The organism is Nonomuraea sp. NPDC050383 (genome assembly GCF_044459125.1).
GTDB lineage: Bacteria > Actinomycetota > Actinomycetes > Streptosporangiales > Streptosporangiaceae > Nonomuraea.
Genome location: NZ_JBITIP010000002.1, coordinates 436,165 through 461,764 on the forward strand (window position 1 = coordinate 436,165; position 25,600 = coordinate 461,764).

At 72.8% G+C, this 25,600-nt stretch carries 23 protein-coding genes; 8 read left to right on the forward strand and 15 right to left on the reverse strand.

The features are described from left to right. Window position 1: 1 nt before the first annotated feature. The 5 genes from ACIBG4_RS06735 to ACIBG4_RS06755 all read left to right on the forward strand — a co-directional run bounded on the left by ACIBG4_RS06735 (window position 2) and on the right by ACIBG4_RS06755 (window position 6,955). Window positions 2-1,186: a hypothetical protein gene (locus ACIBG4_RS06735; protein WP_397200999.1), complete on the forward strand. Its 1,185-nt coding sequence runs from the start codon at window positions 2-4 to the stop codon at window positions 1,184-1,186. A gap of 107 nt (window positions 1,187-1,293) precedes the next feature. Further along, window positions 1,294-2,286, forward strand: coding sequence for a LacI family DNA-binding transcriptional regulator (locus ACIBG4_RS06740; protein WP_310711000.1), 993 nt, complete (start codon window positions 1,294-1,296; stop codon window positions 2,284-2,286). 90 nt (window positions 2,287-2,376) lie between these two features. Next, on the forward strand, window positions 2,377-3,195 hold the full coding sequence (locus ACIBG4_RS06745) for a sugar phosphate isomerase/epimerase family protein (RefSeq protein WP_397201000.1): 819 nt from the start codon (window positions 2,377-2,379) through the stop codon (window positions 3,193-3,195). Further along, entirely contained in the window at window positions 3,192-4,154 is a 963-nt protein-coding gene (locus ACIBG4_RS06750) for an alkaline phosphatase family protein (protein WP_397201001.1), read from the forward strand. Before ACIBG4_RS06745 ends, ACIBG4_RS06750 begins: the two co-directional genes overlap by 4 nt. An 86-nt stretch (window positions 4,155-4,240) precedes the next feature. Further along, entirely contained in the window at window positions 4,241-6,955 is a 2,715-nt protein-coding gene (locus tag ACIBG4_RS06755) for a PEP/pyruvate-binding domain-containing protein (protein WP_397201002.1), read from the forward strand. Between the two features lie 98 nt (window positions 6,956-7,053). On the opposite strand, the gene ACIBG4_RS06760 is transcribed toward ACIBG4_RS06755, so the two are convergent. From ACIBG4_RS06760 to ACIBG4_RS06790, 7 genes are all read right to left on the reverse strand, one after another. Next, window positions 7,054-9,021: a S8 family serine peptidase gene (locus tag ACIBG4_RS06760; protein WP_397201003.1), complete on the reverse strand. Its 1,968-nt coding sequence runs from the start codon at window positions 9,019-9,021 to the stop codon at window positions 7,054-7,056. Between the two features lie 244 nt (window positions 9,022-9,265). Continuing rightward, window positions 9,266-10,873 carry a phospholipase A2 gene (locus ACIBG4_RS06765; protein ID WP_397201004.1) on the reverse strand — a complete coding sequence of 536 codons (1,608 nt, stop codon included), beginning with the start codon at window positions 10,871-10,873 and terminating at the stop codon, window positions 9,266-9,268. Between the two features lie 424 nt (window positions 10,874-11,297). Next, window positions 11,298-12,572: a cytochrome P450 gene (locus tag ACIBG4_RS06770; RefSeq protein ID WP_397201005.1), complete on the reverse strand. Its 1,275-nt coding sequence runs from the start codon at window positions 12,570-12,572 to the stop codon at window positions 11,298-11,300. After that, window positions 12,569-13,177, reverse strand: a complete 609-nt coding sequence (locus tag ACIBG4_RS06775; RefSeq protein ID WP_355443117.1) for an ATP/GTP-binding protein — start codon at window positions 13,175-13,177, stop codon at window positions 12,569-12,571. The genes ACIBG4_RS06770 and ACIBG4_RS06775 overlap by 4 nt, the downstream gene beginning before the upstream one ends. Further along, window positions 13,158-13,514, reverse strand: coding sequence for a DUF742 domain-containing protein (locus ACIBG4_RS06780; RefSeq protein ID WP_355443120.1), 357 nt, complete (start codon window positions 13,512-13,514; stop codon window positions 13,158-13,160). The genes ACIBG4_RS06775 and ACIBG4_RS06780 overlap by 20 nt, the downstream gene beginning before the upstream one ends. Beyond that, a complete protein-coding gene (locus tag ACIBG4_RS06785; RefSeq protein ID WP_310717111.1) occupies window positions 13,514-13,930 on the reverse strand; it encodes a roadblock/LC7 domain-containing protein in 417 nt (138 codons plus the stop codon). The genes ACIBG4_RS06780 and ACIBG4_RS06785 overlap by 1 nt, the downstream gene beginning before the upstream one ends. Further along, entirely contained in the window at window positions 13,927-15,285 is a 1,359-nt protein-coding gene (locus ACIBG4_RS06790) for an ATP-binding protein (RefSeq protein ID WP_397201006.1), read from the reverse strand. Before ACIBG4_RS06790 ends, ACIBG4_RS06785 begins: the two co-directional genes overlap by 4 nt. Before the next feature lie 262 nt (window positions 15,286-15,547). Between ACIBG4_RS06790 and ACIBG4_RS06795 the strand changes: the two genes are divergently transcribed. Beyond that, window positions 15,548-16,321 carry a glucose 1-dehydrogenase gene (locus ACIBG4_RS06795; protein WP_310717115.1) on the forward strand — a complete coding sequence of 258 codons (774 nt, stop codon included), beginning with the start codon at window positions 15,548-15,550 and terminating at the stop codon, window positions 16,319-16,321. 9 nt (window positions 16,322-16,330) lie between these two features. On the opposite strand, the gene ACIBG4_RS06800 is transcribed toward ACIBG4_RS06795, so the two are convergent. Both ACIBG4_RS06800 and ACIBG4_RS06805 read right to left on the reverse strand, forming a co-directional pair. Then, the gene (locus ACIBG4_RS06800) at window positions 16,331-17,095 is read right to left on the reverse strand and encodes an SDR family NAD(P)-dependent oxidoreductase (protein WP_397201007.1); all 765 of its coding nucleotides are present in this window, start codon (window positions 17,093-17,095) and stop codon (window positions 16,331-16,333) included. Further along, window positions 17,092-17,727 carry a GntR family transcriptional regulator gene (locus ACIBG4_RS06805; protein WP_397201008.1) on the reverse strand — a complete coding sequence of 212 codons (636 nt, stop codon included), beginning with the start codon at window positions 17,725-17,727 and terminating at the stop codon, window positions 17,092-17,094. Before ACIBG4_RS06805 ends, ACIBG4_RS06800 begins: the two co-directional genes overlap by 4 nt. 420 nt (window positions 17,728-18,147) lie before the next feature. Between ACIBG4_RS06805 and ACIBG4_RS06810 the strand changes: the two genes are divergently transcribed. Then, on the forward strand, window positions 18,148-18,762 hold the full coding sequence (locus tag ACIBG4_RS06810) for a TetR/AcrR family transcriptional regulator (RefSeq protein WP_397201009.1): 615 nt from the start codon (window positions 18,148-18,150) through the stop codon (window positions 18,760-18,762). A 31-nt stretch (window positions 18,763-18,793) separates the two neighbouring features. On the opposite strand, the gene ACIBG4_RS06815 is transcribed toward ACIBG4_RS06810, so the two are convergent. Continuing rightward, entirely contained in the window at window positions 18,794-19,477 is a 684-nt protein-coding gene (locus ACIBG4_RS06815) for an SDR family oxidoreductase (protein ID WP_397201010.1), read from the reverse strand. Between the two features lie 235 nt (window positions 19,478-19,712). On the opposite strand from ACIBG4_RS06815, the gene ACIBG4_RS06820 reads away from it, so the two are divergent. Continuing rightward, the gene (locus ACIBG4_RS06820) at window positions 19,713-20,315 is read left to right on the forward strand and encodes a class I SAM-dependent methyltransferase (RefSeq protein WP_397201011.1); all 603 of its coding nucleotides are present in this window, start codon (window positions 19,713-19,715) and stop codon (window positions 20,313-20,315) included. 24 nt (window positions 20,316-20,339) lie between these two features. Here ACIBG4_RS06820 and ACIBG4_RS06825 read toward each other — a convergent pair whose 3' ends face one another. The 5 genes from ACIBG4_RS06825 to ACIBG4_RS06845 form a co-directional block, all read right to left on the reverse strand. After that, on the reverse strand, window positions 20,340-21,305 hold the full coding sequence (locus tag ACIBG4_RS06825) for an anti-sigma factor RsbA family regulatory protein (protein WP_397201012.1): 966 nt from the start codon (window positions 21,303-21,305) through the stop codon (window positions 20,340-20,342). Beyond that, the gene (locus ACIBG4_RS06830; RefSeq protein ID WP_397201013.1) at window positions 21,302-22,189 is read right to left on the reverse strand and encodes an MEDS domain-containing protein; all 888 of its coding nucleotides are present in this window, start codon (window positions 22,187-22,189) and stop codon (window positions 21,302-21,304) included. The genes ACIBG4_RS06825 and ACIBG4_RS06830 overlap by 4 nt, the downstream gene beginning before the upstream one ends. 184 nt (window positions 22,190-22,373) lie before the next feature. Next, entirely contained in the window at window positions 22,374-23,237 is an 864-nt protein-coding gene (locus ACIBG4_RS06835) for a sugar phosphate isomerase/epimerase (RefSeq protein WP_310717135.1), read from the reverse strand. Continuing rightward, window positions 23,234-24,397: a dihydrodipicolinate synthase family protein gene (locus ACIBG4_RS06840; protein ID WP_397201014.1), complete on the reverse strand. Its 1,164-nt coding sequence runs from the start codon at window positions 24,395-24,397 to the stop codon at window positions 23,234-23,236. Before ACIBG4_RS06840 ends, ACIBG4_RS06835 begins: the two co-directional genes overlap by 4 nt. Continuing rightward, a complete protein-coding gene (locus ACIBG4_RS06845; protein WP_397201015.1) occupies window positions 24,394-25,539 on the reverse strand; it encodes a Gfo/Idh/MocA family protein in 1,146 nt (381 codons plus the stop codon). Before ACIBG4_RS06845 ends, ACIBG4_RS06840 begins: the two co-directional genes overlap by 4 nt. Between the last annotated feature and the right edge of the window lie 61 nt (window positions 25,540-25,600).

A 25,600-nucleotide genomic window follows, 5' to 3' on the forward strand; every position in this document is an offset into this window, starting at 1 on the left:
AGTGTCGCGCGACGAGAACGATAGGTCGTACGAGGACGGTCAGTCACGGCCGTTGAACCCGGAGCTGACCGGCGACGTGCTGTCACCTCGGTACAGCAACGACGACACGGATGAGCAGCCGGCCATCGTGGTCTCGGGCAACGAGACGTACATCATGCCGTCCGACGGCGCGCCCCTTGAGCGGTACCCCCCGCAGGACGCGGCGACGCCGTACCCCTCGGAGGGGACGTCCTCGTACGCGCCCCAGGACGGCACGGCCCCGCACGCGGACGCCCTGTACAGCGACGCCCAGCACGCGGACGCCCTGCACGCGGACGCCCTGCCCGCGGACGCCCTGGACGGGGACTCCCCGTACGTCGACGCCCTGTACGGGGACGCCCAGCACGACAACGCCGGGTACGGCGAGACCGAGGGCGGCGCCCACCGGGTGGACGGCGAGCAGCCGGGCTACGCGGACGCCGACAGCGGCTCCCACCGGCTCCAGGACACGGGCCACCTGCGGGACGGGGACGACTATGGCGACCACGCCTATCTCCCGCTCGACAAGGGTTACGAGACGTCCGCCGACGACGAGGACGGCGAGCCGCGGCGTGGCTTCCTCGGCTCCGGCTGGACCGACGCGAACCAGGAGAACCCCGCCGAGAAGGAGGTGCGCCGCCGTACCAAGCTGCTGGTGGCCGCCGCGGCCGCCGTCGTCGTCCTCGGCGCCGGGGCCGGCTGGATGCTGACCGGCACCTCCTCCGACGACCCGTGCGCGACGGACCGCTGCGCCAGCGCGGGCCGCGTGAGCGCGCCGCCCACGTCGGCCGTCCCCGACCCCGAGGACACCGGCGAGGCCGCCGACGAGCCCGACGAGTCCGCCACGCCCGAGCCGTCCACGTCCAGCACGGTCGCCCCCACCCCGACGGCGGTCCGTGTCCGGGTCAGCCGCACCCCCGAGCCGCGCGTCACGCGGACCCGCGCCGCCGAGCCCACGACCCGCGCCACCGGCAGGGCCAGCCGTCAGCCGACGACCGTCGACGACGCCGCCACGACGCGCGACGACGACGTGGAGGCCAAGACCAGCGAGCAGCCCACCGCGCCGGTCGCCACGACGCAGGCGCCCCCTGCCACCACCCAGGCGCCCGCGCCGGCTCCGTCGGAGACGCAGAAGGGCCTGTTCGACATCCTGTTCCCGTGGAGCTGACAGGCTGAACGGCGCCTGATCTGGCCTCCCGGCGCCGGGCGTGTAAGGATGCGGACCCGGGGGCCGGTCTGACAGACTGGGAAACCGCTTTCCGGGGAGGTCTCGTCGTGGTCACGCTGGAGGACGTCGCCAGGCAGGCGGGCGTCTCGCTCGCGACCGCCTCGCGGGTGCTGAACGGCAGCACCCGCCAGGTGGGCGCCGACCTGCGGGCGCGGGTCGAGAGAGCCGCCGACGAGCTGGGCTACCGCGCCAACATGGCCGCCCAGACGCTGGCCCGGGGCGCGAGCAACGTCATCGGCATCGTCGTCCACGACCTGACCGACCCCTACTTCGCCGCCCTCGCCGACGGCGCCATGCGCGCCGCGGCCGGCGAGGGCCTGCTCGTCATGGTCGGCACCACGCACCGCGACCCCGAGCAGGAGATCGCCTACGTCGCCACCATGAACGCCCAGCGCGTGCGCGCCGTCCTGCTGGCCGGCTCGCGCGTGGACGACCCCCAGACGACCGGCCGGCTGCGCCGCGAGCTCGAACGCTACCGCTCCAGCGGCGGCCGGGTCGCCTGCGTCGGCCAGGACCTGCTCGGCGTCGACACCGTGGCCCCCGCCAACCACGAGGGCGGCGCGGCCCTGGCCCGCTCCTTGGCCGGGCTCGGCCACACCCGCTTCGCCGTCCTCGCCGGGCCGCCGCACCTGATGACCGCCCGCGACCGGTGCGACGGGTTCGTCGCGGCGGTCAAGGAGCTCGGGCTGCCGGAGCCGCGCGTCGTCCACGGGCCCTTCGACCGCGACGGCGGCTACACGGCGGCGGGGGAGACGGGCGACGCGACGTGCGTGTTCGCGGTCAACGACGTGATGGCCGTCGGCGCGCTGGCCGCCTACCGCGACCGGGGGACACGGGTGCCGGACGACGTCTCGGTGGCGGGCTTCGACGACATCGCCACGCTGCGCGACCACGTACCGGCCCTGACGACCGTGCGGCTGCCGCTGGCCGACATGGGCGCCCGCGCGCTGGAGCTGGCGCTCGCGGCGGGCGAGACGACGACCGTGGACCACGTCGCCGGCGAGGTGGTCCTGCGGGAGAGCGTGCGGGACATCCGCTGACGCCCGGCACCGGCACGCCCGAGACCGGCCGGCCACGCACCCGGGTGCGCGGACCACGACCACACACGGACGACACATGAGGGAGACGCGGTGAAGCTCGCGGTCAGCACACTCGGAATGCCCGGCGAGGGGCTGGACAGGGCGATCGAGGTGGCCACGGCTCACCGGTGCGACGGCCTCGAACTGCGCCTGCACCCCGACACGGGTGTCCACCGCGGCCTCACCCCCGAGGAGCGGCGCTCGGCGCGCGAGCGCGTGGAGGCGGCCGGGCTGGAGATCTCCGCGCTGGCCGGGTACGTGCGGGTGTGCGAGCCGGGCCCCGACGAGCCGCTCGTGGAGGCGCTGCGCGCGGACCTGGAGCTGGCGGCCGACCTCGGCGCGCCAGGAGTCCGGGTGTTCCCGCGCGGCGACGACCCGGCCGTGGGCGCCCGCCGCCTTCGCGCCGTCTCGGACGCGGCCGCCCGTCTCGGCGTCCGGGTGCTCGTCGAGACGCACGACCTGATGCCGACCGGCGCCGCCGTGGCCGGGCTGCTGGAGGCGGCGGACCGGCCCGGGACGACCGGAGCCGTCTGGGACCTGCTGCACCCGTGGCGCCACGGCGAGACCCCCGCCGAAACGCTGGCCGCCCTCGGGCCCTGGCTGGAGTACGTGCAGGTCAAGGACGCCGTCTCGGCCGAGGACACGACGCCGGTGCCCATGTGGACGGGCTCGGTGCCGCTGGACGAGGGCGGCGAGCTGCTGCGCGCGGCGGGGTACGACGGATGGGTGTCGCTGGAGTGGGAGCGGACCTGGTATCCGCAGGTGGCTCCGGTGGAGGAGATCCTGCCCGGCGCCGCCGAGTGGGTCCGCCGCTTCGCCCCCGCCTCCGGGACCGTGCCGGGGGATGCCGTGCCGGGGGATGCCGTATGAGGGACAAGGTGCTGGTCGTCGGGATGGACGGCCTGCGCTTCGACCGTCTGGTCGCGATCCGTCCGCCGGTGCTGTCGGCGCTGATGTCGACGGGCGCGTACGGCACCAGCACCCTCCCGTACGGCGAGCCCGAGGCGCCCCGCACCGAGTCTCCGGGCCAGATCGTCCCGGAACACCTCGCCGCAGCGGACACATCCAGCCGGCTCGTCCCCGCGGGCGCGGACGGCTCCCTTCGCACCATCCGGGCGCGGACCGACTCCGGGCCCGGGTGGGCGTCGATCGCGACCGGGGTGTGGCCGGACAAGCACGGCGTCGTGGACAACGGCTTCGGCGCCGAACAATTCACGCCTCCGCAGTTCACGAAATATCCGGACTTTCTGACGCGAGCCCAGGAGGCCCGCCCCGACCTCGTCACCTCCGCGTTCTTCTCGTGGGCCGCCCTCGCCGAGCACGGCGCGTTCGGCCCCGCCATCGGCACCCGGTTCGTGCTCGACGGGTACGCCCTCACCTGGAGCGTCGCCGACCGCCAGGTCGCCGCGGCGGCCCGCGAGCACCTGGAGCTCACCGGCCCCGACCTGTCGTTCGTCTACCTCGGCGACACCGACGAGGTGGCCCACGCCCTCGGCCCCCTCTGCCCCGAGTACGCCGACGCGCTCCTGCTCCAGGACGCGTACCTCGGCGGCTTCCTCGACGCGATCCGTGCGCGGCCGTCGTTCGGGCACGAGCGGTGGACGGTCCTGGTCACCACCGACCACGGCCACGTGGACGCGGGCGGCCACGGCGGGGTCTCGGGGGAGGAGCGGACGGTGTTCGTGATCGGCGCGCGGCTGGGCGAGGACCTGGGCGGCGTCCGTCTCCAGGAGCCGCGGCCCGTGGACGTGGGGCCCACGGCGCTCGACCGGCTCGGCATCGAGGTGGACCCGGCCTGGGACCTGGACGGAGTGCCCCTGGTGTTCTGAGGCCGCCGATGTTTCATCAGGTGTTGAATTTCTGCTCGCGAGGGACGACACTCGTGTCCAGAAGCTGAACACCGAGGGCGAGGCAGATGAACACGGCACTGGACTTCTCCGAGATCGACGCCGCCATGCTGGCCGAGGTGGGCGGAAAGGCCGCCAACCTGGGGGAGCTGACCAGGGCCGGGCTGCCGGTCCCGCCCGGCTGGGTGCTCACCACCGACGCCTACCGCCAGGCCGCCGAGGCCGCGAACCTGGACGAGGTCGTCACCGCGGGCGGCGACGGGCTGGCGGCGGCGGCCAGGGAGCGCCTGCTCCGGACCCCGCTGCCCGAGCCCGTGGCCCAGGCCGTCATCGCCGCGTACGAGCGGCTCGGGAGCGGCCCGGTCGCGGTGCGCTCCTCGGCCACGGCCGAGGACCTGCCGTTCGCCAGCTTCGCGGGGCAGCAGGACACGTACCTCAACGTCGTCGGCGCCGACGCCGTGCTCGACGCGGTCCGCCGCTGCTGGGCGTCGCTGTGGACCGACCGCGCCGTCTCCTACCGCGCGTCCAACGGCATCGACCACGCCTCGGTACGGCTCGCGGTGGTCGTCCAGGAGATGGTCGAGGCCGAGGTCGCCGGGGTGATGTTCACCGCCGACCCGGTCACGGGGCGACGGCGGCGGGCGGTCATCGACGCCAGTCCCGGCCTGGGCGAGGCGGTCGTCTCCGGAGCCGTGAACCCGGACCGCTTCGTCGCCGACCCCGCCACCGGCCAGATCCTCGAACGCCGCCCCGGCGACAAGCGCGTGGTCATCCGCTCCCTGCCCGGCGGCGGCACGGAGCGCGTGGACCGTACCGGCTCCCCGGAGCCCTGCCTGACGGACGCCCAGGTCCGCGAGCTGGCCACGCTGGGCGCGCGCGTCGAGCGGCACTACGGCGCACCGCAGGACACGGAGTGGGCCATCGACGCGGCCGGCGCGATCTGGCTCACCCAGGCCCGCCCGATCACCACGCTGTACCCGCTGCCCGCCCCCACCCGCGACGGGCTGCGCGTCTACTTCAGCCTCAACGTCGCCCAGGGCGTCATGGGCCCGCTCACCCCGATGGGCCTGGCGGGCTTCCAGCTCACCGCGTCGGGAGCGGCGGGCCTGTTCGGGCGCCCCCCTGCGGACCCCAGGGGCGGGCCCGCGTTCATGTCCGTGGCGGGGGAGCGGCTCTGGCTGGACCTGACCACCGCCGTGCGCAGCCGCGCCGGCCGCGCCATCCTGCCCACGGCGCTGACGCTCGGCGAGGCCCGTACCGCGGCCGTGCTGAACGACCTGTTCGACGATCCCCGGCTGTCGCTCGTCCACACCTCGCGCCGGCCGTTCCTGAAGGGGCTCGCCCGCTTCGCCCGCACCGTCAACGCGCCGGTGCGCGTCCTGGAGGCGCTGGCCAGCCCGAGCACCGCCCTGGCGTACACGCGGCGGCTGGGCGAGCAGCTCGACCGGCGGCTGCGCGTTCCGGACGGCGCCACCCCCGTCCAGCGCATCGACCACGCGGAGCGCATGCTCCGCGGCGTCTTCCCCGCGATCGTCTCCGTCATGCCGATCGTGATCACCGGGTACGGGCTGTTCGCGCTGGCGTCGCGGCTGTCCGGGATGCCCATCTCCGAGATGCAGGGCGTGCTGCGCAGCCTGCCCGCCAACCCCACCACCGAGATGGACCTGGAGCTGTGGAACCTGGCCACGCGGGTGGAGCCCCAGCCGTTCCGGGAGCTCCCGGTCGGTGAGCTGGTGCGCCGCTACCGCGCCGGCGAGCTGCCGCCGAAGGCCCAGCGGGGCGTCGAGCGCTTCCTCCAGCGGTACGGCCACCGGGGCGTCGCCGAGATCGACCTGGGGCTCCCGCGCTGGTCGGAGGAGCCGGCGCACATCCTCGGCGTCCTGGCCAACTACCTGCGCATGGACGACCCCGGCGACCTCGCCCCCTCCGCCCTCTTCGCCCGGGGCGAGGAGGAGGCCCGCCGGGCCGTGGACGCGATCGCCGCACGGGCCGGGCGCCGCGGCTTCGCGCGGGCCGCGGTCACCCGCTTCGCGCTGCGCCGCACCAGGCGGCTGGCGGGCCTGCGGGAGCTGCCCAAGTTCTACCTGGTCAAGGTCCTCGCGGGGGTACGGCGGAGCATGCTCGTGGTGGGGGAGCACCTGACGGCCGCCGGGCTGCTGGACGAGGCGGGCGACGTGTTCTTCCTCCGCTTCGAGGAGGCCAGGTCCGCCCTGGCCCTGACGCCGCCCACCCCGTCCGGTACGGCTCCCGTCCCGCCGGGAGCGCCGGCCGGGTCGTCCGGCGCGGCTCCCGCCTCGGAGGAGCCGGCGTCGTCCGGGCAGGGGCTGCGGGAGCTGGTGGCGGCCCGCCGGGCCGGCTACGAGCAGGAGGCGCGGCGCCGCCACGTGCCCCGCGTCATGCTGTCCGACGGCACCGAACCGGAGGCCGTCGCCGCCGCCACCGCCCACCCGTCCGGCACGGCTCCCGAGGGCGCGCTCACCGGCACGGCCGCCTCGGCCGGCACGGTCACGGGCCCGGCCCGCGTGGTGCTGGACCCGGTGGGCGCCCACCTGGAGCCCGGCGAGATCCTCGTCTGCCCGTCCACCGACCCCGGCTGGACGCCGCTGTTCCTCACGGCGGGCGGCCTGGTCATGGAGATGGGCGGCGCGATGTCCCACGGCGCGGTGGTGGCCAGGGAGTACGGCATCCCGGCCGTGGTCGGAGTCCCGGACGCCACCCACCGCATCACCACGGGCCGCCGGATCACGGTCAACGGCGCCGCCGGCACCGTCACCCTCGACTGAGCCAGGTGCGCATCCGCTTCCCCGCGATCACCGAGAAGATCCGGCGATGAAAGCGGCTGCCCGCGACAGGCGCGCGGGCAGCCGTCCGGCAGGTGCGTCTACAGTGTCAGGGTCCATCCGTTGATGTAGCCCTTGTCGCCCTTGGCGAGGTCCTCGGCTTGGAGTTTCCAGGTTCCGCTGGCGGGTGAGGCGCTGGCGTTGACCCAGTAGTTCTCGTCGATGTTGTCGGTGCCGTCCTTGGCGTCGGGGGACCGCAGGGGGTAGACCTTGCCGTCCGGGGCGATGAGGTCGAGCTTCAGGTCGCCGCGCCAGGTGTGCTGGATCTCGACGTGGACCCGGGTGCGGGTGGGGGCGTTGCCGTTGATCCAGGCCAGGACGATGCTCGACTGGGCGGCGCCGGGGTCGGGGATGGCGGTGTCGTCCCAGTTGCCGAAGCAGGGCAGCCGGATGGACCAGCCGTCGATGAAGCCGGTGTCGAGGTATTCGACGTCTTGCACGCGTAGTTTCCAGGTGCCGCTGGCCGGGGAGGCGCTGGCGTTGACCTGGTAGGTCTCGTGCAGGATGTCCGCGCTGTCGTTGGGGTCGTTGGCCTGCAGGGGGTAGATCTTGCCGTCCGGGGCGATCAGGTCGATCTTGAGTTCGCCGCGCCAGGTGTGGTGGATGTCGACGTACACCTCGGTGGTGGCGGGCGCGGTGCCGAGCAGGCCGGCGACCGCGATGGAGGAGGTGATGGTGCCGTGGTCGGGGATCGGGGTGTCTTTCGTGTTCTGGTAGTACGGGGTGGGCCAGGCGCCGGGGTCGGGGGATTTGCCCAGGACGGCGGCGTCGACCTGGATGCGGGGGGTGTTCACGCCGTTGTAGGCGATGGGTTTGCCGGTGGTTTTGAGGGCGGTTTCGAGTTGGGCCAGCGTGGCGTCGGGCATCGCCTGGCGCAGCACGGCCAGGGCGCCGGTGACGTGCGGGGCGGCCATGGAGGTGCCGTTCAGGGAGGCCCACTTGTTGCCGGGGATGGAGGAGACGATGGACACGCCGGGGGCGAGGAGGTCCAGCAGGGCGCCGCGGTTGCTGAAGGGGGCGACGCCGTCCTGGTCGGTGGTGGCGCCGACGGTGATGGCCGAGGACACGCAGGCGGGGGCGGCCACGGCGGCGCCGTAGCCGTCGTTGCCGGCGGCGACCACGGTGGCCACGCCGGCGGTGCGCAGGCTGTCGATGGCGGTCTTGCGGGGGTCGCCGTCGCAGGCGGCGGTGTACTGGCCGCCGCCGAGGCTGAGGTTGGCGGCCACCAGCGGGACGCCCTCGTCTTTGAGTTGCAGCACTTTGTCCAGGCCGGCGAGCTGGGCGCTGGTGAAGCTGAGCACGCAGGGGGCGGCGCCCGCTCCGCACAGGTCTTCGGAGGTGAACTTGCTGAACACCTGGATGGCGACGACCTCGGCGCCGGGTGCGACTCCGGCGGGCGGGGCGCCGGTCACGCCGGTGCCGTCGCCGACCGCGATGCCGGCCACGTGGGTGCCGTGGTCGCAGTCCAGCGCGGGGTCGGCGCAGGGGCCCTGGTCGGTGTCGGCGGCGCCGGGTCCTTCCTGCTGGGCGGTGCCGTCGGGGCACAGGCTGGTGGAGGAGTAGTCGGCGTCGATGGGGGAGAAGCAGGCCTCCTCCAGCACCCTGTCCTTGAGGAAGGGGTGGTTGACCGCGACGCCGGTGTCCAGCACGGCCACCACGCTGCCGGCCCCTGTCTTGCCCGCGGCCCTGGTCTTGTCCGCGCCGATCAGCGGGACGCTCTCGGCCAGCACCGGCGGCACCGGCCGGTCCTCGGTCACGCTGACCACGCTGGGCAGCTTGGCCAGGCGGTCCAGTCCGGCCTGGTCGACGTGCAGGGTGAGCACGGGGAGGCGGGACAGCTGCTGGACCACCTGGCCGCCGGCGGCCGCGTCCGGCAGGTCGGCGCGGGTTCTGCTGACGACGTTGACTCTGATCTTGCCCGCCGCGGCCGCCCGCTCGCTCAGCCGGGGCTCGATCCAGGGCGCCGCCGGGGTGGCCTGCTGCGCGGTCGAAGCGGTCGCAGCGGTCACAGCGGTCACAGCGGTCGCTGCGGGAGTCGTGGGGGAGGGCTCCGCCGCGTGGACCGGCCCGGTCGCGATCACCGTGGTCGCCAGGGCCGCGATGACACAGGATAAGACTCGTAATTTCATGACGTACCGCGCCTTACATTAAGGGCATGAAGGGGTGGCCGGACGGCGGCCGAAGCCGCCATCCGGCCGAGGGAAGTCCCCGAAAAGGTCAGAGCTCAGGTGTCACGTCGGGCCGGCGCCGTTCTCACGGGTTGCCGTACTTTTTGACGAACTGGTAATACGTCCACGCCAATGCCCTGCAGTCCGGCCGGACCAGGATGAAGTAGCCGCCGCACACCTTGTCGCGCAGGGTGATGTAGAACCGGTTGTCCACATCAAGCTTTCGCGTACGGGTGTTGTCGAGGTAGTACTTGTAATGCTTCTTCCGGTTGGCTATCAGGCCGTATCCGTAGTCGTGGGAGTCACAGGCCGGCCGGAAATCGAAACTGTGAGGCTTGTCCGGGGACGACGTGCAGTGGTCGTAGTAGATGCCCCTGACCTTGAAGCCGCTGGCGGTCCGCTTCCAGTCGGGCTTCCGCCATTTGCCGCCGTGAAATGCCCAGGCCGAGCAGCCCGACTTCGTGTACCACATCCAGGTCGCGGCGGTGCTGCACTTCTTCGGGTAGGACTGCGGGGGATCCACGCCGTCCGGCAGGAAGTCACTGGCCGGCGGCTCCGTCGCGTCGGGGTCGTCCAGCCCGGCCGCGCCCTCGGTCGTCCCGCCGTTGGCCGGCATGTCGGTGCCCGTGGCGGTCACCTGGGGAGCCGCGACGCCCGCCGGGAAGCTGAGCTGCCACCCGCCGTTGGTGACGGACTCGATCGACGACAGGCGTCCCACCGCGTCGTAGGCGTAGGTCCCCTGGACGGCGCCGACGCTGGGATCGCTCACGGTGCGCAGCAGGCCGTTCGGGTCGTAGGCGTAGCTCGCCTCGGTCTGCGGCGCCTCGGTCCCGTAGGTGACCGCGACCTCCTTGAGCCGGCCCGCGTAGTCGCCGTTGGAGGTGCCGGAGGCCGTGGTGGTCGTGGCGTAGGTGAACTTGGTGACGGATGCGGGGTCCGTGGCGCCGGCCGGCTCCTTCACAGTGCTGACGCGGCCCTGGGAGTCGTAGGTGATCGTGGACTTGCCGAAGGCGATGCTGCCCACGTCCGTCACCCGCCAGGGGTCGGCGCTCGGCGCCCCGGCCGGCCGGGCCCAGGCGTAGGTGAGCTGGAGGTCGCCGTTGTTGATCGGGGTGCCGTCGGCGGTGACGAAGGTGTCGTCGCCCGCCTCCACGGGGCCCGGATCCATCGGGATCGTCTCGATCGTCGTGGTGCGCATCGCTCCGACGTTCGCGTCCCACTTGGTGGTTTCGGTGATCTTTGATCCGTTGTCGGCCTGGTACGTCTGGATGCCGCCGCCGTCGGGGAAGGAGACGCTGCTCTTCAGGGGGTAGCGGGTCGACGTCCCTCCCTCGAGCTCCGTGACGACGATGGTGCCGTTCTGGTTCTCCAGTTTCCGGTTGATCTCCCCGCCGGCGAACTCCGCCTGCCAGCCGGGCCCGAAGACGCCGAGCTCGGGGCGGGTGGCCGGGGCGGACTGCGGCCGGGCCAGATCGCCGGCGGTCAGGGCCACGCCGTGCTTACGGCTGATCGCGCCGGCGGACACGTCCAGCTCGGTGAGCTTGAAGGTCTTGGTGTCGGCGGAGTACTGGCCGGGGCCGATCTCCTGCACGTCGGCCGGCGGCGGATCGATCAGCGCGGCGGCGGAGACGTCCGGGGCGAGGAAGGGGAGGAGCATGGCCGCGAGGGCGGCGGTCAGAGGTAATCGGCGCACGTGGTGCCTCCAGGGCGAAGAGAGAAAGTGATCTGATCACCTGGAGAGTAAGTGCTGATAAATCCCTTGACAAGATATGGACAATTCCGTGGAGTGATGCTCCAATCGCGTATGGAGCTGCGTCCCCGCTGCCATCCCCTCGTATGAAATGTGCAGGCCGCGAAGGCCGTTCGGCGAATGCTGCCGAATTTATACAGAATTTATGGCGACAGTTCGGCGGACTGCGAAAAAGAGAGAATCGCCGGCCCGCCGGTGGTCGTTTGCGCCGACTTGGAGGTCGAAGTGCACAGGAATCAGCGGTGGCAACGCCTCGACGTCGACGAATTTCGATTTCACGGCGGCCCGTAGCGGCAGGCCGGCGCACCGCGGCGGCGCGAGAGGGCCGGACGGCACCCCGGCGAAGAGCGCCGCCGCGGGCCCGTGATCACATCGGGTAGCCGGGCGTGAACTCGACCGGCAGCGACTCCAGGCTGCGCATCTGGATCGACGACCGCCACTCCAGCGACTCCGGCGGCACCGCCAGCACCACGTCGGGCAGCCGGTCGAGCAGCATCTCCACCGCGATGTGCGCGATGACCTCCGCGAGCTCCGGCGCGGGGTGCGGGCAGCCGTGCGCTCCGTACCCGAACGACATGTGCGCGTGATTGCTCACGGAGTCGCCGTAGAGGTCCGGACGTACCTGGGGGTCGAGGTTGGCGGCGGCCAGGCCGCAGACGAGGAGGTCGCCGGCCTTGATGCGGCGGCCGCTGAGCTGGGTGTCCATGACCGGCCACCGTCCGATGGCGATCTGCCCGGGCGCCTCCTTCCACAGCACCTCGTTCAGCGCCTGGCCGATGCTGCGCCGGCCGCCCGACAGCGTCATGGCGAACCGGTCGTCCGTCAGCATGAGCTGGATCGTGTTGCCGATCCAGGTGGCCGTCGGGTCGTGGGCCGCGGTCAGGGTCAGCAGCAGGTCCTGGGTGAGCTCCTCGTCGGTGAGCCCGGCGGGGTGGGCGAGCAGCCGGGAGGGCATGTCGGGCCCCGGGTACTGCCGTTTCATCTCCAGCAGCCGGCTCATGATGGTCTGCACCCGCTGGTACGCCTCCATCGCGGCCGGCCCGCCGTTCAGGGTCGTGGCCACCTCCCCGACCAGCGCGCGGGTGTCCGGGTCCGGCAGGCCGAGCATCGAGGCGAGGACGAGCAGCGGGATCGGGTTGGCGTACTGCGCCATCAGGTCCGCCCGGCCGGAGCCGATGAAGGTGTTGATCAGCCCCTCGGCGACCCGCTCGCAGCGCGCCCGCAGCTCGAACTGGTCGGCCGCGGCGAGGGCGTCGCTGACCGCGCCCGCCCGGCGCTCGTGCGCCGCGCCCACCTCGAACAGCATGGACGGCTGGTAGGCGACGTACGCGTTGAGGGGCCAGTCGGGCGGGATGTTCTTCCACTGGTTCCAATGGCGCGAGTCGCGGACGAACAGCTTGGGATTGCTGAGCACGTAACGCAGCTCGCGGTAGCCGAGCACCAGCCAGCCGGGTACGTCGCCCTCCAGCAGGATCGGGACCACGGGGCCCTGCTTGCGCATCTCCTCGAAGGCGCGGGCGGGGTTTCGGTGGTACTCCCTGCCGTACATGGGGAAGGCGCCCTCGAACGCGCTCCGCTCAGGGACCGTGGGAGGGGCGGCGAACCAGTGGACGGGTTCGGAGGAATGCGTGGCGTCGGTCATGAGGTCACCTGCCGGGCGGAGGACAGAGCATAGAGGTGGTTGACCAGCGTGATCAGCACGGCCTTGCTGGACTCCCGCTGCCGCGCGTCGCACGCGATCAGCGGCACGTCGCTGGAGAGGTCGAGCGCGTCACGGATCTGGTCGAGCGTGTGGGTGGACTCGCCGAACCGGTTGTGGGCCACGATGAACGGCATGCCGTGGTGTTCGAGCCGGTCGATGGCGTACCAGGAGTCGGCCAGGCGACGCGTGTCCACCAGCACGACGGCGCCCAGGGTTCCGGTGAACAGGCGGTCCCACAGGAACCAGAACCGCTCCTGACCCGGCGCGCCGAACAGGTAGAGCACCAGCTCGGCGTTCAGGCTGATCCGGCCGAAGTCGAACGCCACCGTGGTGGTGGACTTCGCCTCCACCCCGCGCGCGTCGTCCACCCCGATCCCCGCCCGCGTCATGGTCTCCTCGGTGCTCAGCGGTCGGATCTCGCTGACCGATTTGACCAGGGTCGTCTTCCCCACGCCGAAGCCGCCGACGATCACGATCTTGAGTCCGGTGGTCGCGGAGCTCGGCAACGGGGTGCGCGCGACCGGTTCAGAGGTTCTGGAGTCCAACGAGTACCTGCTTCAGCATGTCGGGATCGGGCAGACGCGTCTCGGCAGGCGCCGGACGCGGGTTCCTGGCGGTGATGCGTCCGGTGTCCAGCAGGTCGCACAGCAGGATGCACACAACGCTGACCGGCAGCCGCAACTCCGCCGCGATCTCCACGACCGCCGTCGGGCTCCTGCAGAGCCGGAGAATGCGGGCATGCTCGGACTGCATGCCCGGAGTGGGATCGCACTCACTCACGATCAGCGTGACCATGTCGAAGGCGTCGTCCGTCACGCTGCTGCGCCCGCCGGTCACCATGTAGAGGCGATCCGGATTCTCGTCCTCCAGGCGCGGCGACATCAGAGCCGGCTGCTCTGCTGCGGTGCGCGGGGTGGCGCGGTCAGGTGTTCGCCGATCTGCTCCACCAGTTCGTTCATGTTGTGGCCGATGACCCCGGGATCGGCGTCCTCGCCGGCCACCACGGCGAGGTGCGCGCCCTCTCCCGCCTCCACGATGAACAGCAGCCCGCCGTGGAACTCGGTCATGGACTGCCGCAGCCCTCCCGTGCCGTCGCCGAACTCGATGGACGCGCCGTACGACAGGCTCTGGATACCGGAGGCGATCGCCGCGAGCTGGTCGGCGCGGTCCACGGTGAGCGCGGCGGTGTGGGAGAGGCGCAGGCCGTCTCTCGACAGCACCAGCGCGTACCGGGTCTGCGGGGTCCTCTCCAGGAGGTTCTCCAGCAGCCAGCCGAGTTCCTGATCTGAGCTTCTCATCGAGGTCCGTCCTCTCCAATCTGTCGTGCCCTGCTCGCCTGGTGGAAGGCCGCGAACTTGGCTGCGGCGTCGGAAGGTGGCCGCGTGGGCCGGGGCTCGGGGCCGGCGGCCGGCGCCGGCGACGTGGGTGCGGCGGCCGCGAGCGTCTGCCCCCGGCGGCGTCGCGGCAGCCCGTGCAGCTCCTCGTCCTGCTCGGGGGCCGCCGGCGGCGCGGCCTGCCGGCCGTGCGGGGCCGCCGCGGGGGATTGCGTCACCCGCGGGGCCGGGATGTTGTGACTGATGAGCTGCTGCGGGATCATGACGACCACGCCGGTGCCGCCACGCGAGGACGGGCGGAAGGACACGGTCAGACCGTGCTTGCGGGCCAGGCAGCCGACGACCGCCAGCCCGAGCCGGGAGCCGGACAGTGTCGTGAAGTCCAGCGGCTCGGCGGACACGGCGCGCTCCGCCCGGGCCAGCGCGGCGGGGCTCATCACCAGGCCGCAGTCCTCGATCGTGATCACGATCCCCGTGCTCACCTCCTCCACGTACACGTGGACCTCTTCGGTGGGCGGGGAGAAACTGGTGGCGTTGTCCATCAGCTCGGCGAGGGCGTGCATGACGCCCTCCGCGGCGTGCCCGGCGATCGCGACGGTGCTGACCGAGTGCACCCGGACCCGCTGGTAGGCGCTGATCCTGCCGATCGCCCCCCGCAGGATGCTCTCCATCACGATCGGCTTGGTCCAGCGCCGCCCCGACCTCGCCCCGGTCAGCAGGGCGATGCTGTCGGCGAGCCGGCCGGCCTGCGCGGTCGTGTGGTCCAGCTTCAGCAGGTCGCCGAGGGTGATCCGGTCGTGCCGGTCCTCCATCTCGCGCAGGTCGGCCAGCATGCTGGTGGCCAGGGCCTGCACCCGCCCGGCGGCACTGGCGCACGCGGACGTCGTGGCGGCGCGTACCCGCTGCTCCCGGCTGACCTCGTTGACGAAGACGTACAGGAGGTGCTGCTGGGCGGTGCTCGCCGGCCGGGGGATGCCCGCGAGCACGGACTCCGCCGACATCCCCTCCCTGATCCGCGCCACCGTTCCGGGCATCGTCTCCGTGGCCATCCGGATGAGCTCCGCGTCGCCCGCGGCGAGCCGGCTGCGCAGCTGCCGGATCTGCTGGCTGCCGTACGTCGCGAACGTGACCGAACCGCACACGAGGACGGCCGCGACACCGAGGGTCCAGGCCAGGAATGTCCGGGCCGAGAGGGGGGCGGTGAGCACGGCCGTCAACGACGCGGCCCCCGTGATGACGGCCGTGGCCGCCAGGACGACCAGGGATTCCCCCAGCGGCAGGCGTGCCGCGCGGTGGCGTGTTGGTACCTGTACTGACATCGATGAGCTCCTCGTCGGCGAGTGGAGCCCGGTCATCGCGAACGCGACGCGACCGGGGCCGAACGCGCGACGACGGACCTGTTCCGGCCGATCTCCTTGATCGCTGGGCGAGCGACAAAAGATCTTACAGCACTTTACTCTGCGTCATAAGACCGCATCTGACGGCAACGCGTCAGATCCTTCCGAAACTCGACACGTTGATCAACCCTCCAGTACGGTGCCAGTTCCTATCGCCTTGACACAGGACGGGAGTCGGCTCTCCATGGCTGGTTCACTACTCGATGGCAAAGCGGCGTTGATCACAGGCGCCGGATCGGGCATCGGAGCCGCCACGGCGGTGGTGTTCGCCCGGCACGGGGCCAGGGTGGTGGTCGCCGACATCAACGAGGAGGGCGGCAAGCGCACGGTCGCCGAGGTCGAGGCGGCGGGCGGCGAGGCGGCCTTCGTGTGGGTGGACGTGCGGCGGTCCGACGCGGTCAAGGACATGGTCGACTTCACGGTCGAGCGGTTCGGCCGCCTGGACTGCGCGGTCAACAACGCGGGCGTGGACACGGCGGGCGACGGCCGGCTCCACGAGGTGGGCGAGGAAGCCTGGGACGCCTCGATCGGGGTCAACCTCAAGGGCGTCTGGTGGTGCATGAAGCACGAGCTCGTCCAGATGCTGGAGCAGGGCTCGGGCTCGATCGTCAACGTGGCCTCGGTGGCCGGCCTGGTCGGCATCGAGGCGCCCTTCGTCTCGCCGTACGTCGCCGCCAAGCACGGGGTGGTGGGGCTGACCAAGGCGGCCGCCCTGGAGTACGCGACCTCGGGGATCCGCGTGAACGCCGTGTGTCCCGGCGCCGTGCGCACCCAGATGGTGGACGACCTCATCCAGCAGGGGATCATGACGCTGGACCAGACCGCCGCCTACCATCCGGTCGGGCGGTACGCCAACCCTCCGGAGATCGGCGAGGCGATCGCCTGGCTCAGCTCCGACGCCGCCTCGTTCGTCACCGGCCTGCCCATGGCCGTGGACGGGGCCATGACCGCCCGCTGACGGGGCTGCTCAGTGGGCGGTCCAGCCGCCGTCCACCGGAAGGATCGCGCCCGTGATGTACGACGCGGCCGGGCTCGCCAGCAGGAGCGCCGCCGCGGTCAGCTCGGTCGTCTCGGCCCAGCGTCCGGCGGGGACCTGGTGGTCCAGGAAGTCGCGCACGCGGGGGTCGTCGTCGGCGCCCTCGTTCAGCGGCGTGCGGAACGGGCCCGGAGCCAGGGCGTTGACGCAGATGCCGGTGCCGGCCAGCTCGACCGCCAGGCTCCGGGTGAGCTGCACGACGGCGCCCTTGCTGGCGGCGTACCCGGCCCGGCCCGCCGCGCCCACGAGGCCCAGCGCGCTGGCCAGCGTGACGATGCGGCCGTACCCGGCGGCCCGCATCACCGGGACGGCCGCCTGGCAGGCCAGGAACGTGCCGACGACGTTGACCTCCAGGCAGCGCCGGAGGTCCGCGGCGGTGAGGTCGGCGAGCGCGCCGCGGGCCTGGACCCCGGCGCTGGTCACCAGGATGTCCAGCCGGCCGTGCCGGTCGGCGGCCTCGTCCACCATCCGGCGCACCCCGGCGTCGTCGGCCACGTCGCAGGCCAGCGCCAGGGCGGGACGGCCGGTGAGGGCGGTGATCCGGCCGGCCGCGCTCTCGGCGGTCTCCCGTCGCCGCCCGGCCACCGCGACGGTCGCGCCCGCCCGCGCGAGGGCGAGCGCGATGGACTCGCCCAGGCCGGACGAGCCGCCGGTGACCAGGGCGACCTGCCCGTCGAGATCGGTTCCCGGAATCATGGCTGCTCGCCCAGGTGTTCGGCTCCGTTGACCCAGTTGCGGGTGAGCCAGCGCGCCGCCTCGCCGAGATCCTCGTCGCGGATGGCGGCGACGATGCGCCGGTGCTCGGCGAGGCTCTGCTCCGCTCGTTCCCGGCCGCCGAAGTAGAGCACGTCGTACCGCTTGACCAGGGGCTTGGTCTGGGCGATGAGCCGCATCAGGTGGTCGTTGGCGCAGGCCGACAGCAGCAGCGCGTGCCAGGCGTCGTCGAGCGCGGCCAGGTCGCCTCCGGTGTCGAGGGCGGCGCGCATGTCGTCGTTGAGCCGTTCGAGCCGGTCCGTGACGCCGTGGAGGGCCTGCGGCGGGGACCAGCGCAGCGCGAGCGCCTCCAGCTCGCCCACCAGCGGATAGAGCTGGCGAGCCTCAGCCGGGTCGAGGGGCGGCACGCGGAAGCCGCGCCGGGGCTCGGCCACCAGGAGACCCCGGTCGGTGAGCTCCACCAGCGCCTCCCGCAGGGGAGTGCGGCTGACGCCCAGCTCGGCGGCCAGACGGACCTCGTTGACGCGCACGGTCGCCGGGCACCGGCCGTCCAGGACACGCGCCGTGATCTGCTCGGCCAGGTCCCGGCGGAGGGGACTCGCGTTGTCTGTCACACTCGCATCCTATTGCATGCAATCACGAACTTCTGTATTCAGTTTGTATGGACTGCATGCAAGACGCGGACGTCGGGCGGGCGCGGGCGGAGACTCCCGGGTGCGCCCGGGTGACCCACCTCGACAACGCGGGGGCCGCGCTCCCGCCCGCGATCGTGACCGACACGGTGATCGCCCACCTGCGCGAGGAGGCCCTGCGCGGCGGCTACCGGGCGGCGGCCGAGGCCGTCGGTCTCGCTGCGGCGCCACGCCCGCTACGACCTGCCCGCGCGCGGCCTGCCCGACCTGGTCCGGGCCTCGGTGCACTACTACGACACCGAGGAGGAGCTGCACCGGCTCGTCGAGGCGGTCGGCGGGATGAGCCGGTGACGCGCCGGCGGGGTGGTTCACCTCGGCGATGAAACGGACTATAGTCCGGCTATGGCGCGCGATGACAACGGACCGCAGCCCGATTCTGCGAGGCCGCTGGAGCTGCTGCTGAGCCGCCCGCCCAAGGAGCGGGCCGACGCCTCCCGCAACCGCGCCACCGTGCTGGACGCCGCCGCGCGGCTGTTCGCCGCGCACGGGGTCGAGGCGGTGTCCATGGACCAGGTCGCCAAGGCGGCCGGCGTCGGCAAGGGCACGCTGTTCCGGCGCTTCGGCGACAAGTCGGGGCTGGCGGCGGCGCTGCTGGACGCCCGGGAGCGGGTGCTGCAGGAGGCGATCCTGTACGGGCCGCCGCCGCTGGGGCCCGGGGCCGCGCCCGCCGAGCGCCTGGCCGCCTTCGTGGACGCCTACCTCGACTACCTGCTGGAGCACCTGGCGGTGATCCGCATGTCGGAGACCGGCTCCCCCGGCGCCCGTTACCGGATCGGCGCGTACCGGTTCTGGCACCGCCACGTGGCGATCCTGCTCGGCGGCACCCCCGACCCCGACCACTCCGCCCACGCGCTGCTCGCCGCTCTGTCGGCCGTGCACGTGACGGCGCTGCTCCCGGAGCTCGGCGAGCTGCGCATCCGCGCGGGGGTCCTGCGTCTGGCCCGATCGCTGGGGTGACCCAGGCGTTCCCTGCCGAGAGGCGGCGCGCTCAGGCGGCCGGCGGCGCCGCCAGGTCCCGCTTCGCCGCGCGGCTCAGCTCGTCGGCGAGGATCTCCGGCCGGCCCGCGGCCAGCCCGTCCAGGGCCGCGGCGGCCACCTGCGCCGGATTCACTTTCTGCCCCGGGTCCACGTAGGACGCCATGTCGGTGTCCATGTAGCCGACGTGCACGCTGGTGACCCCGATGCCCCGCGGGGCGAGCTGCTGCCGCACCGCGTCGGTCATCGCCCACGCCGCGGCCTTGCCCGCGCTGTAGGCGCCGTAGTCGGGCACGTGCACCCACGACAGCACGGACAGGACGTTGATGATCCCGCCCCCGCCGTTCGCCTCGATGACCGGCGCGAAGGCGCGCGTGACGGCCAGCGGGCCGAAGAAGTGGGTCTCCATCTCCAGGCGGATCAGCTCGAAGTCGCCGCCGAGCAGCGTGGCGTGGGTGGAGATGCCGGCGTTGTTGACCAGCACCGTCGTGTCCGTGGCGACCCGGGCCGCCTCGGCCACCGACTCCGCGTCGGTGATGTCCAGCCGCAACGGCACCGCGCCGGGCACGTCCACCTGCCCGGGGTCGCGGGCGGCGGCGTACACCTTCGCGCCGCGCTCGAGGAGCTGGGTGACGAAGTGCCTGCCCAGCCCGCGGTTCCCGCCGGTCACCACCGCGACCGCGTCCTTGAGGTCCATTCCTCCAGGGTGCCCCGCTGGTCACGGCAGGAGCCGGACGGTAAAGCAAAAGGGGCCGGCGGCAGGCGGCCCCTTTGTGAGGAGCGCGTAGCAGCAGTGGCGGGGAGACCGGGTCAGGCGGGTACGTCGGCGTCCGCGCCGAGGGCCGTCGCGCAGGCCCGCCGCCTTCGCGGTCGTCGTGCCGGGCGGAGCTGTCCGGACCGCCTCAGCGAAGCGTGTCCGGCAGGATGATCACATGACGGCCGAGAACAGCAGGCGATGGAACCACAACATCCATTACCACCCCCGCATCCTGAGCTCGATCCCTGAGGGAGCCAGGCGCGCCCTCGACGTCGGCTGCGGCGAGGGGATGCTCGCCCGCGAACTCCGGCGGACCGTGCCGCACGTCACCGGCATCGACCTGCACGCGCCCAGCATCGAGCAGGCCCGCTCACACCCCGACGACGTCGGCTACATCGTCGGCGACTTCCTCACCCACCCCTTCGAGCCCGCCTCGTTCGACGTCGTCGCCTCCGTGGCCACCCTGCACCACATGGACGCCGCCACCGGGCTGGCCCGCATGCGCGACCTGCTGCGCCCCGGCGGCGTCCTGGCCGTCGTCGGCCTCGCCCGCAGCACCATGCCCGGCGACCTGCCGCGCGTCCTGGCCGGCGTCGCCGTCGGCACCTTCCACCGCGCCGTGAAGGGCCTCTGGCGGCATTCGGCGCCCACGGTGTGGCCGCCGCCGGTGACCTACCCGCAGATGCGGGAGCTGGCCGCCGAGATCCTGCCCGGCTCCGCGTACCGCCGCCACCTGCTGCTGCGGTACAGCATCACCTGGCGCAAACCGCAGGACTGAGCCGGCGGCGCTCCGGTGGCGGCGTCAGCCGAGCACGAAGTGCAGGCGGGTGGTGGTGCCGGCGGCGTGGTCGTGGCGGCGCACCAGATCGCTGAGCTCGTTGACGAGGATCAGCCCGTGACCGCGCGACTGCAGGTCCACCGGCGGGATCCGCCCGGCCATCGGCTCGACGAAGTGACCGGCGTCGTCGATCTGGTACACGAGCGTCGCGGTCTCGGTCCACACGGTGATCGTGCAGCCGCCCGCGGTGTGCTCGAAGGCGTTGGTGGCGACCTCGTTGACCGCGAGCACCGCGCGTTCGACGCGGGAGTCGGGCAGGCCCGCCGAGCGGGCGAGACCGGCGGTGAAGGAGCGCACGTCCTCCAGCTCGCCGACGGTCTGGAACGTCCGCTGGTACGCGGTGAGTGGGGGAGTGGGAAGGGGCTGGTCGAACATCGCTGCGGTGTCCAAGGGATCGGCGTAGAGGCCGCTGGCCCAGGTGCGGTCTGCCTCGGCCATGACGGGATGAGTGCGGTAGGAGTCCTCGACCGCTCGCGCGCCGAGGGCGGCCGTGTCGTACGGGCACAGGATCGCCGCGTCGCGGCCGGCGAAGGCGGCGTTGATGAGCGCCTCGTGCGCCGCGCAGGCGGGGTACTCGACCTCGCTGCGGCCCGCCCAGATCGGCTCACCGATGATCCACACGCGCTGCCCGGAGTGGCGGCGGGCGAAGTCCAGCAGCACGCGGGGGATGATGCGGCCGGGATTGCGGCCGGCCACCGCCATGTCGGCGAAGACCACCCGGGAGGCGGCCCCGCCCAGACGGGACCGGATGAGGTCGCCGTTGCCGCCCGGCACGGCCACCATGGCCGGCTGGCCGGCGTCGAGCGCCCGCCGCAGGAACGCGGCGCACCCCTCGGCGTAGGCGTCGGGCGTGTCGTAGAGCAGCCCGATGTGCTCGAACGGATCGGCGACGGGCCCGGAAGGGCCGGAGGGGGAGGTCGTGACGCTCATACCGTGCTCCCGGTGACGCACCGCGCGTGGGCCTGGCCCGGGTCGATCACCGACAGCATCTCGTGCAGCGTCGGGCGGACGCCCCGCAGGAGGAGCCGGCCTCGCGCGGCGGCGACCGCGCCGGCCAGCAGGCGGGCGATGGCCGTGTCGGCGAACGTCAGGTCCGCCACGTCCACCACCAGCGGGGCGGCACCGTCGGCGATGCGATGGGCGTCGGCCACGACATGGCGCAGCGTGGCCTCCAGGGCGTCGCTGTTGCTCCGGTCGGCCGCGCCCGTCAGCGCCAGCCCCTCGAAGGTGCGCCGGATCCGCAGCATCGGCGCCCACTCCTCGTGGCTGCCCGCCCCCGCCCGCGCGGTCGCCGGGTGGGCGGCGCCGACCCGGTCCAGCTCGGCGCTGGTGAACAGCCGCCGGTCGTAGCAGCACAGCGCCATCGCGTAGCCGTCGGAGAAGATCTGGTTGACCTGCGCCTCGTACCAGGCCAGCCGCTCGACGCCGGGAGTGGCGCGGACCGTCCAGCCCATGTCGGCCGCCACCCTCAGCGCGCTGTAGCCCTGGCCGCGCGCCTCCCCGATGGCGGTGTGCCAGCCCGCCAGGGCACGCTCGGCGTCGAACGTGCCGCCCGCCAGGTAGGACTCCTCGGCGGTGGTCACCTGAAGCTGCCCGGTGCGCTCCGGCTCGCGCACCTCCAGACCGTACGCCTGCGCCGCCGCGAGGAAGGCGTCGGGCAGGAAGGTGTCGGTGAAGTACAGGACCTGCTCACCCCGCTCGAGACCTCCGCGAAGGTAACGAATCAGGGCCGACAGATGCCGTTCATGGTCGTCGAATGTCCAGCAGACGTGATCCCCCGGGAGGAGATGGTCCACTGTGGTGGGATGTGCCATGTACCGCTTCTCGTCTTCGGGGATGCGGCAGGATGTTCAGACGTCGAGGGAGTCGAGGGGAGCCGCGCGTTCCTGCCCGCCCTTCCACAGTAACAACTTCTCCCGGCTCCGCGCCCTTCCACGGTGACCCACGTCACAAAGGCGGGCGCCGTCCCCGCGGGACGGCGCCCGGAGAACGGGGCGGTCAGGAGGGCACGACCACCTCGGCGTAGCGGGCCTTCATGGTGGCCAGCACCTCGTCCGGATCGGCGGCCCACACGTCGGCGTTGAAGATCTCGACCTCCACGTCGCCGGTGTAGCCGGCCGCCAGCACGGCCCGGGTGATCGGCGCGAAGTCGATCACTCCGTCGCCCATCATGCCGCGCCCCAGCAGCACGTCGGCGGGCAGCGGGTGCAGGAAGTCGCACACCTGGTAGGAGGCGATCCGCTCGCCGGCGCGGGCGATCTGCTCGAACAGCCGCGGATCCCACCACACGTGGAAGGTGTCGACCACCACCCCGACCTGCTCCACCGGATACGGCAGGCTGAGGTCCACCGCCTGCTCCAGGGTGGAGATGACCGCCCGGTCCGCGCAGTAGACCGGGTGCAGCGGCTCCAGCGCCAGCTTCACGCCCCGCTCACCGGCGTACGGCGCGAGCACGGCCAGGCCCTCGGCCACCCGCTCCCGAGCGACGGCGAGATCCTTCGACACGGCGCCCGACAGCGGCTCGCCCGGGACCACGCCCGGCAGCCCGCCGACCACCATCACCAGGCAGGCCGCGCCCAGCTCGGCGGCCTCGTCGACGGCCCGCCGGTTGTCCTCCAGCGCCGCCGCGAACGCCCGGCGGCCGTCCTCGCCGGGCCCGCCCGCCGTGAGGAAGCCGCCCCGGCACAGCGACGACACCCGCAGGCCCGCCTCGCGCACCAGCTTGGCCGACTCGGCCAGGCCCTGCTGGGCGACCTCCTGCCGCCACAGGCCGATGGCCTCCAGGCCGTGCCGCACGCAGCCGTCGACGGCCTCGGCCACCGTCCAGCGCCTGGTGGTCCACTGGTTGAGGGAGAGGCTCACAGGCCGTTCACCGCCAGCAGCGCCTGCATGCGGCGGACCGCCAGCTCCTGGTCGGCCAGCAGCCCGGCCCGGTCGGCCAGGCGGAACACCTCCGACAGGTGGACCAGCGAGCGGGCCGACTGAGCGCCGTTGACCATGGCGAACGCGTCCTGGTGGCCGTTCAGCCAGGCCAGGAAGACGATGCCGGTCTTGTAGTTGTACGTCGGCGTCTCGAAGATCTTGCGCGACAGCGCCACCGTCGGCGCCAGGATCTCGTCGTAACGGGCGAGCATCCGGTCACGGCCGGCGTCGTCGGAGGCGGCCTCAGCGGCGTCGAGCGCCCGCAGGGCCGCCGCCGCGGCCGGCGCGATCGCGTCGAAGATGCCGAGCAGCGCGTGCGAGCCGCTCCTGATCAGCGACGGGTAGTTGAAGTCGTCACCGGTGTAGAGCCGGACGCCCTCGGGCAGCGCGGCCCGCAGGCCGATCTCGTGCTCCTCGTCCAGCAGCGACACCTTCACGCCGTCCACCTTCGGCGCGTGGGCGTGGATCAGCTCCAGGAACGCCTCGGTGGCCGCCGCCACGTCGCGCGAGCCCCAGTAGCCGGCCAGCTGCGGGTCGAACATCTCGCCGAGCCAGTGCAGCACCACCGGCCGGTCGGCCAGGCCGAGCAGCTCGCCGTACACCTGGTGGTAGTCCTCCGGGCCGGCCGCCACCCGCGCGAGCTGGCGCGAGGCCATGACGATCACGCCGGCGCCGGCCGCCTGCACGGTCTCGATCTGCTCGGTGTACGCGGCGGTGATCGCCTTCAGGTCGTCCGCGCCGGGGGCGTGGTCCGTGCCGGCGCCGCAGGCCACCAGCTCGGCCGGGTCGCCGAACGCGCGCGCCTCGTCGGCGCTGCGCCGGATGAGCTCTCTCGTCGCGGCCCAGTCGAGTCCCATGTTGCGCTGCGCGGTGTCCATCGCGTCGGCCACGCGCAGCCCGTGCGACCACAGGTGGCGGCGGAAGCGCAGCGTGGCGTCCCAGTCCACGGCCGCGGGGGAGCCGGGCGTGTTGTCGCCGAGCGGGTCGGCCACCACGTGCGCCGCCGCGTACACGACGCGGCTGACCGCCGGGCCGTCCGGCCGCGGCCACGTCACCGGCTCGCGCAGCTCGTACGCGCCGCCGGGCAGGTCGATCCTCACAGCTCCGGCACCTCGATCCTGCGGCCCTCGGCCGACGAGCGCAGGCCCAGCTCGGCGAGCTGCACGCCGCGGGCGCCGGCGGCGAAGTCGTACGGGAACGGCGCGTCCTCCAGGACATGCCGGACGAACAGCTCCCACTGGATCTTGAAGCCGTTGTCGAACTCGGCGTTGTCCGGAACCTCCTGCCAGCCGTCGCGGAAGCGCGCGGTGACGGGCAGGTCGGGGTTCCACACGGGCTTGGGCGTGGCGGCGCGGTGCTGGACGCGGCAGTTGCGCAGGCCGGCGACCGCGCTGCCCTCCGTGCCGTCCACCTGGAACTCCACCAGCTCGTCGCGGTTCACGCGCACGGTCCAGGAGGAGTTGATCTGCGCGATGACCCCGCCCTCCAGCTCGAACACGCCGTACGCGGCGTCGTCGGCCGTGGCCTGGTAGGCGTGCCCCTGCTCGTCCACCCGCTGCGGCACGTGCGTCACGGCCTGGGCGTAGACCGAGCGGACCCGGCCGAACAGGTTCTCCATGACGTAGTGCCAGTGCGGGAACATGTCGAGCACGATGCCGCCGCCGTCCTCGGCCCGGTAGTTCCACGACGGGCGCTGCGCCTCCTGCCAGTCGCCCTCGAACACCCAGTAGCCGAACTCCCCGCGCACCGAGAGGATCCGGCCGAAGAACCCGCCGTCGATCAGCCGCTTCAGCTTCAGCAGGCCCGGCAGGAACAGCTTGTCCTGCACGACGCCGTTCTTCACGCCCCGCGCCGTCGCCGCCTCGGCCAGCGCCACGGCCTCCTCGACCGACTCGGCCGTGGGCTTCTCGGCGTAGATGTGCTTGCCCGCCTCGATCGCCTTCAGCACGGCCTTCACCCGGGCGGAGGTGACCTGGGCGTCGAAGTAGACGAGGTTGTCGTCGTCGGCCAGCGCGGCGTCCAGCTCGGTCGTGTAGTCGGGGATGCCGTGGCGGTCGGCGAGCTCGGCCAGCTTGGCGGCGTTGCGGCCGACCAGGACGGGGCGCAGCTTGACCCGGCTGCCGTCGGAGAGCGTGACGCCGCCCTGCTCGTTGATGGCCAGGACGGATCGGACCAGGTGCTGGCGATATCCCATTCGTCCGGTGACGCCGTTCATCACGACGCCGATGGTGCGCACGCTCATGGGGATCCTTTCACGGAAAGCGCTTTCCCGAACGGTAAGGCCGAGCCGCCGGAGGCGTCAA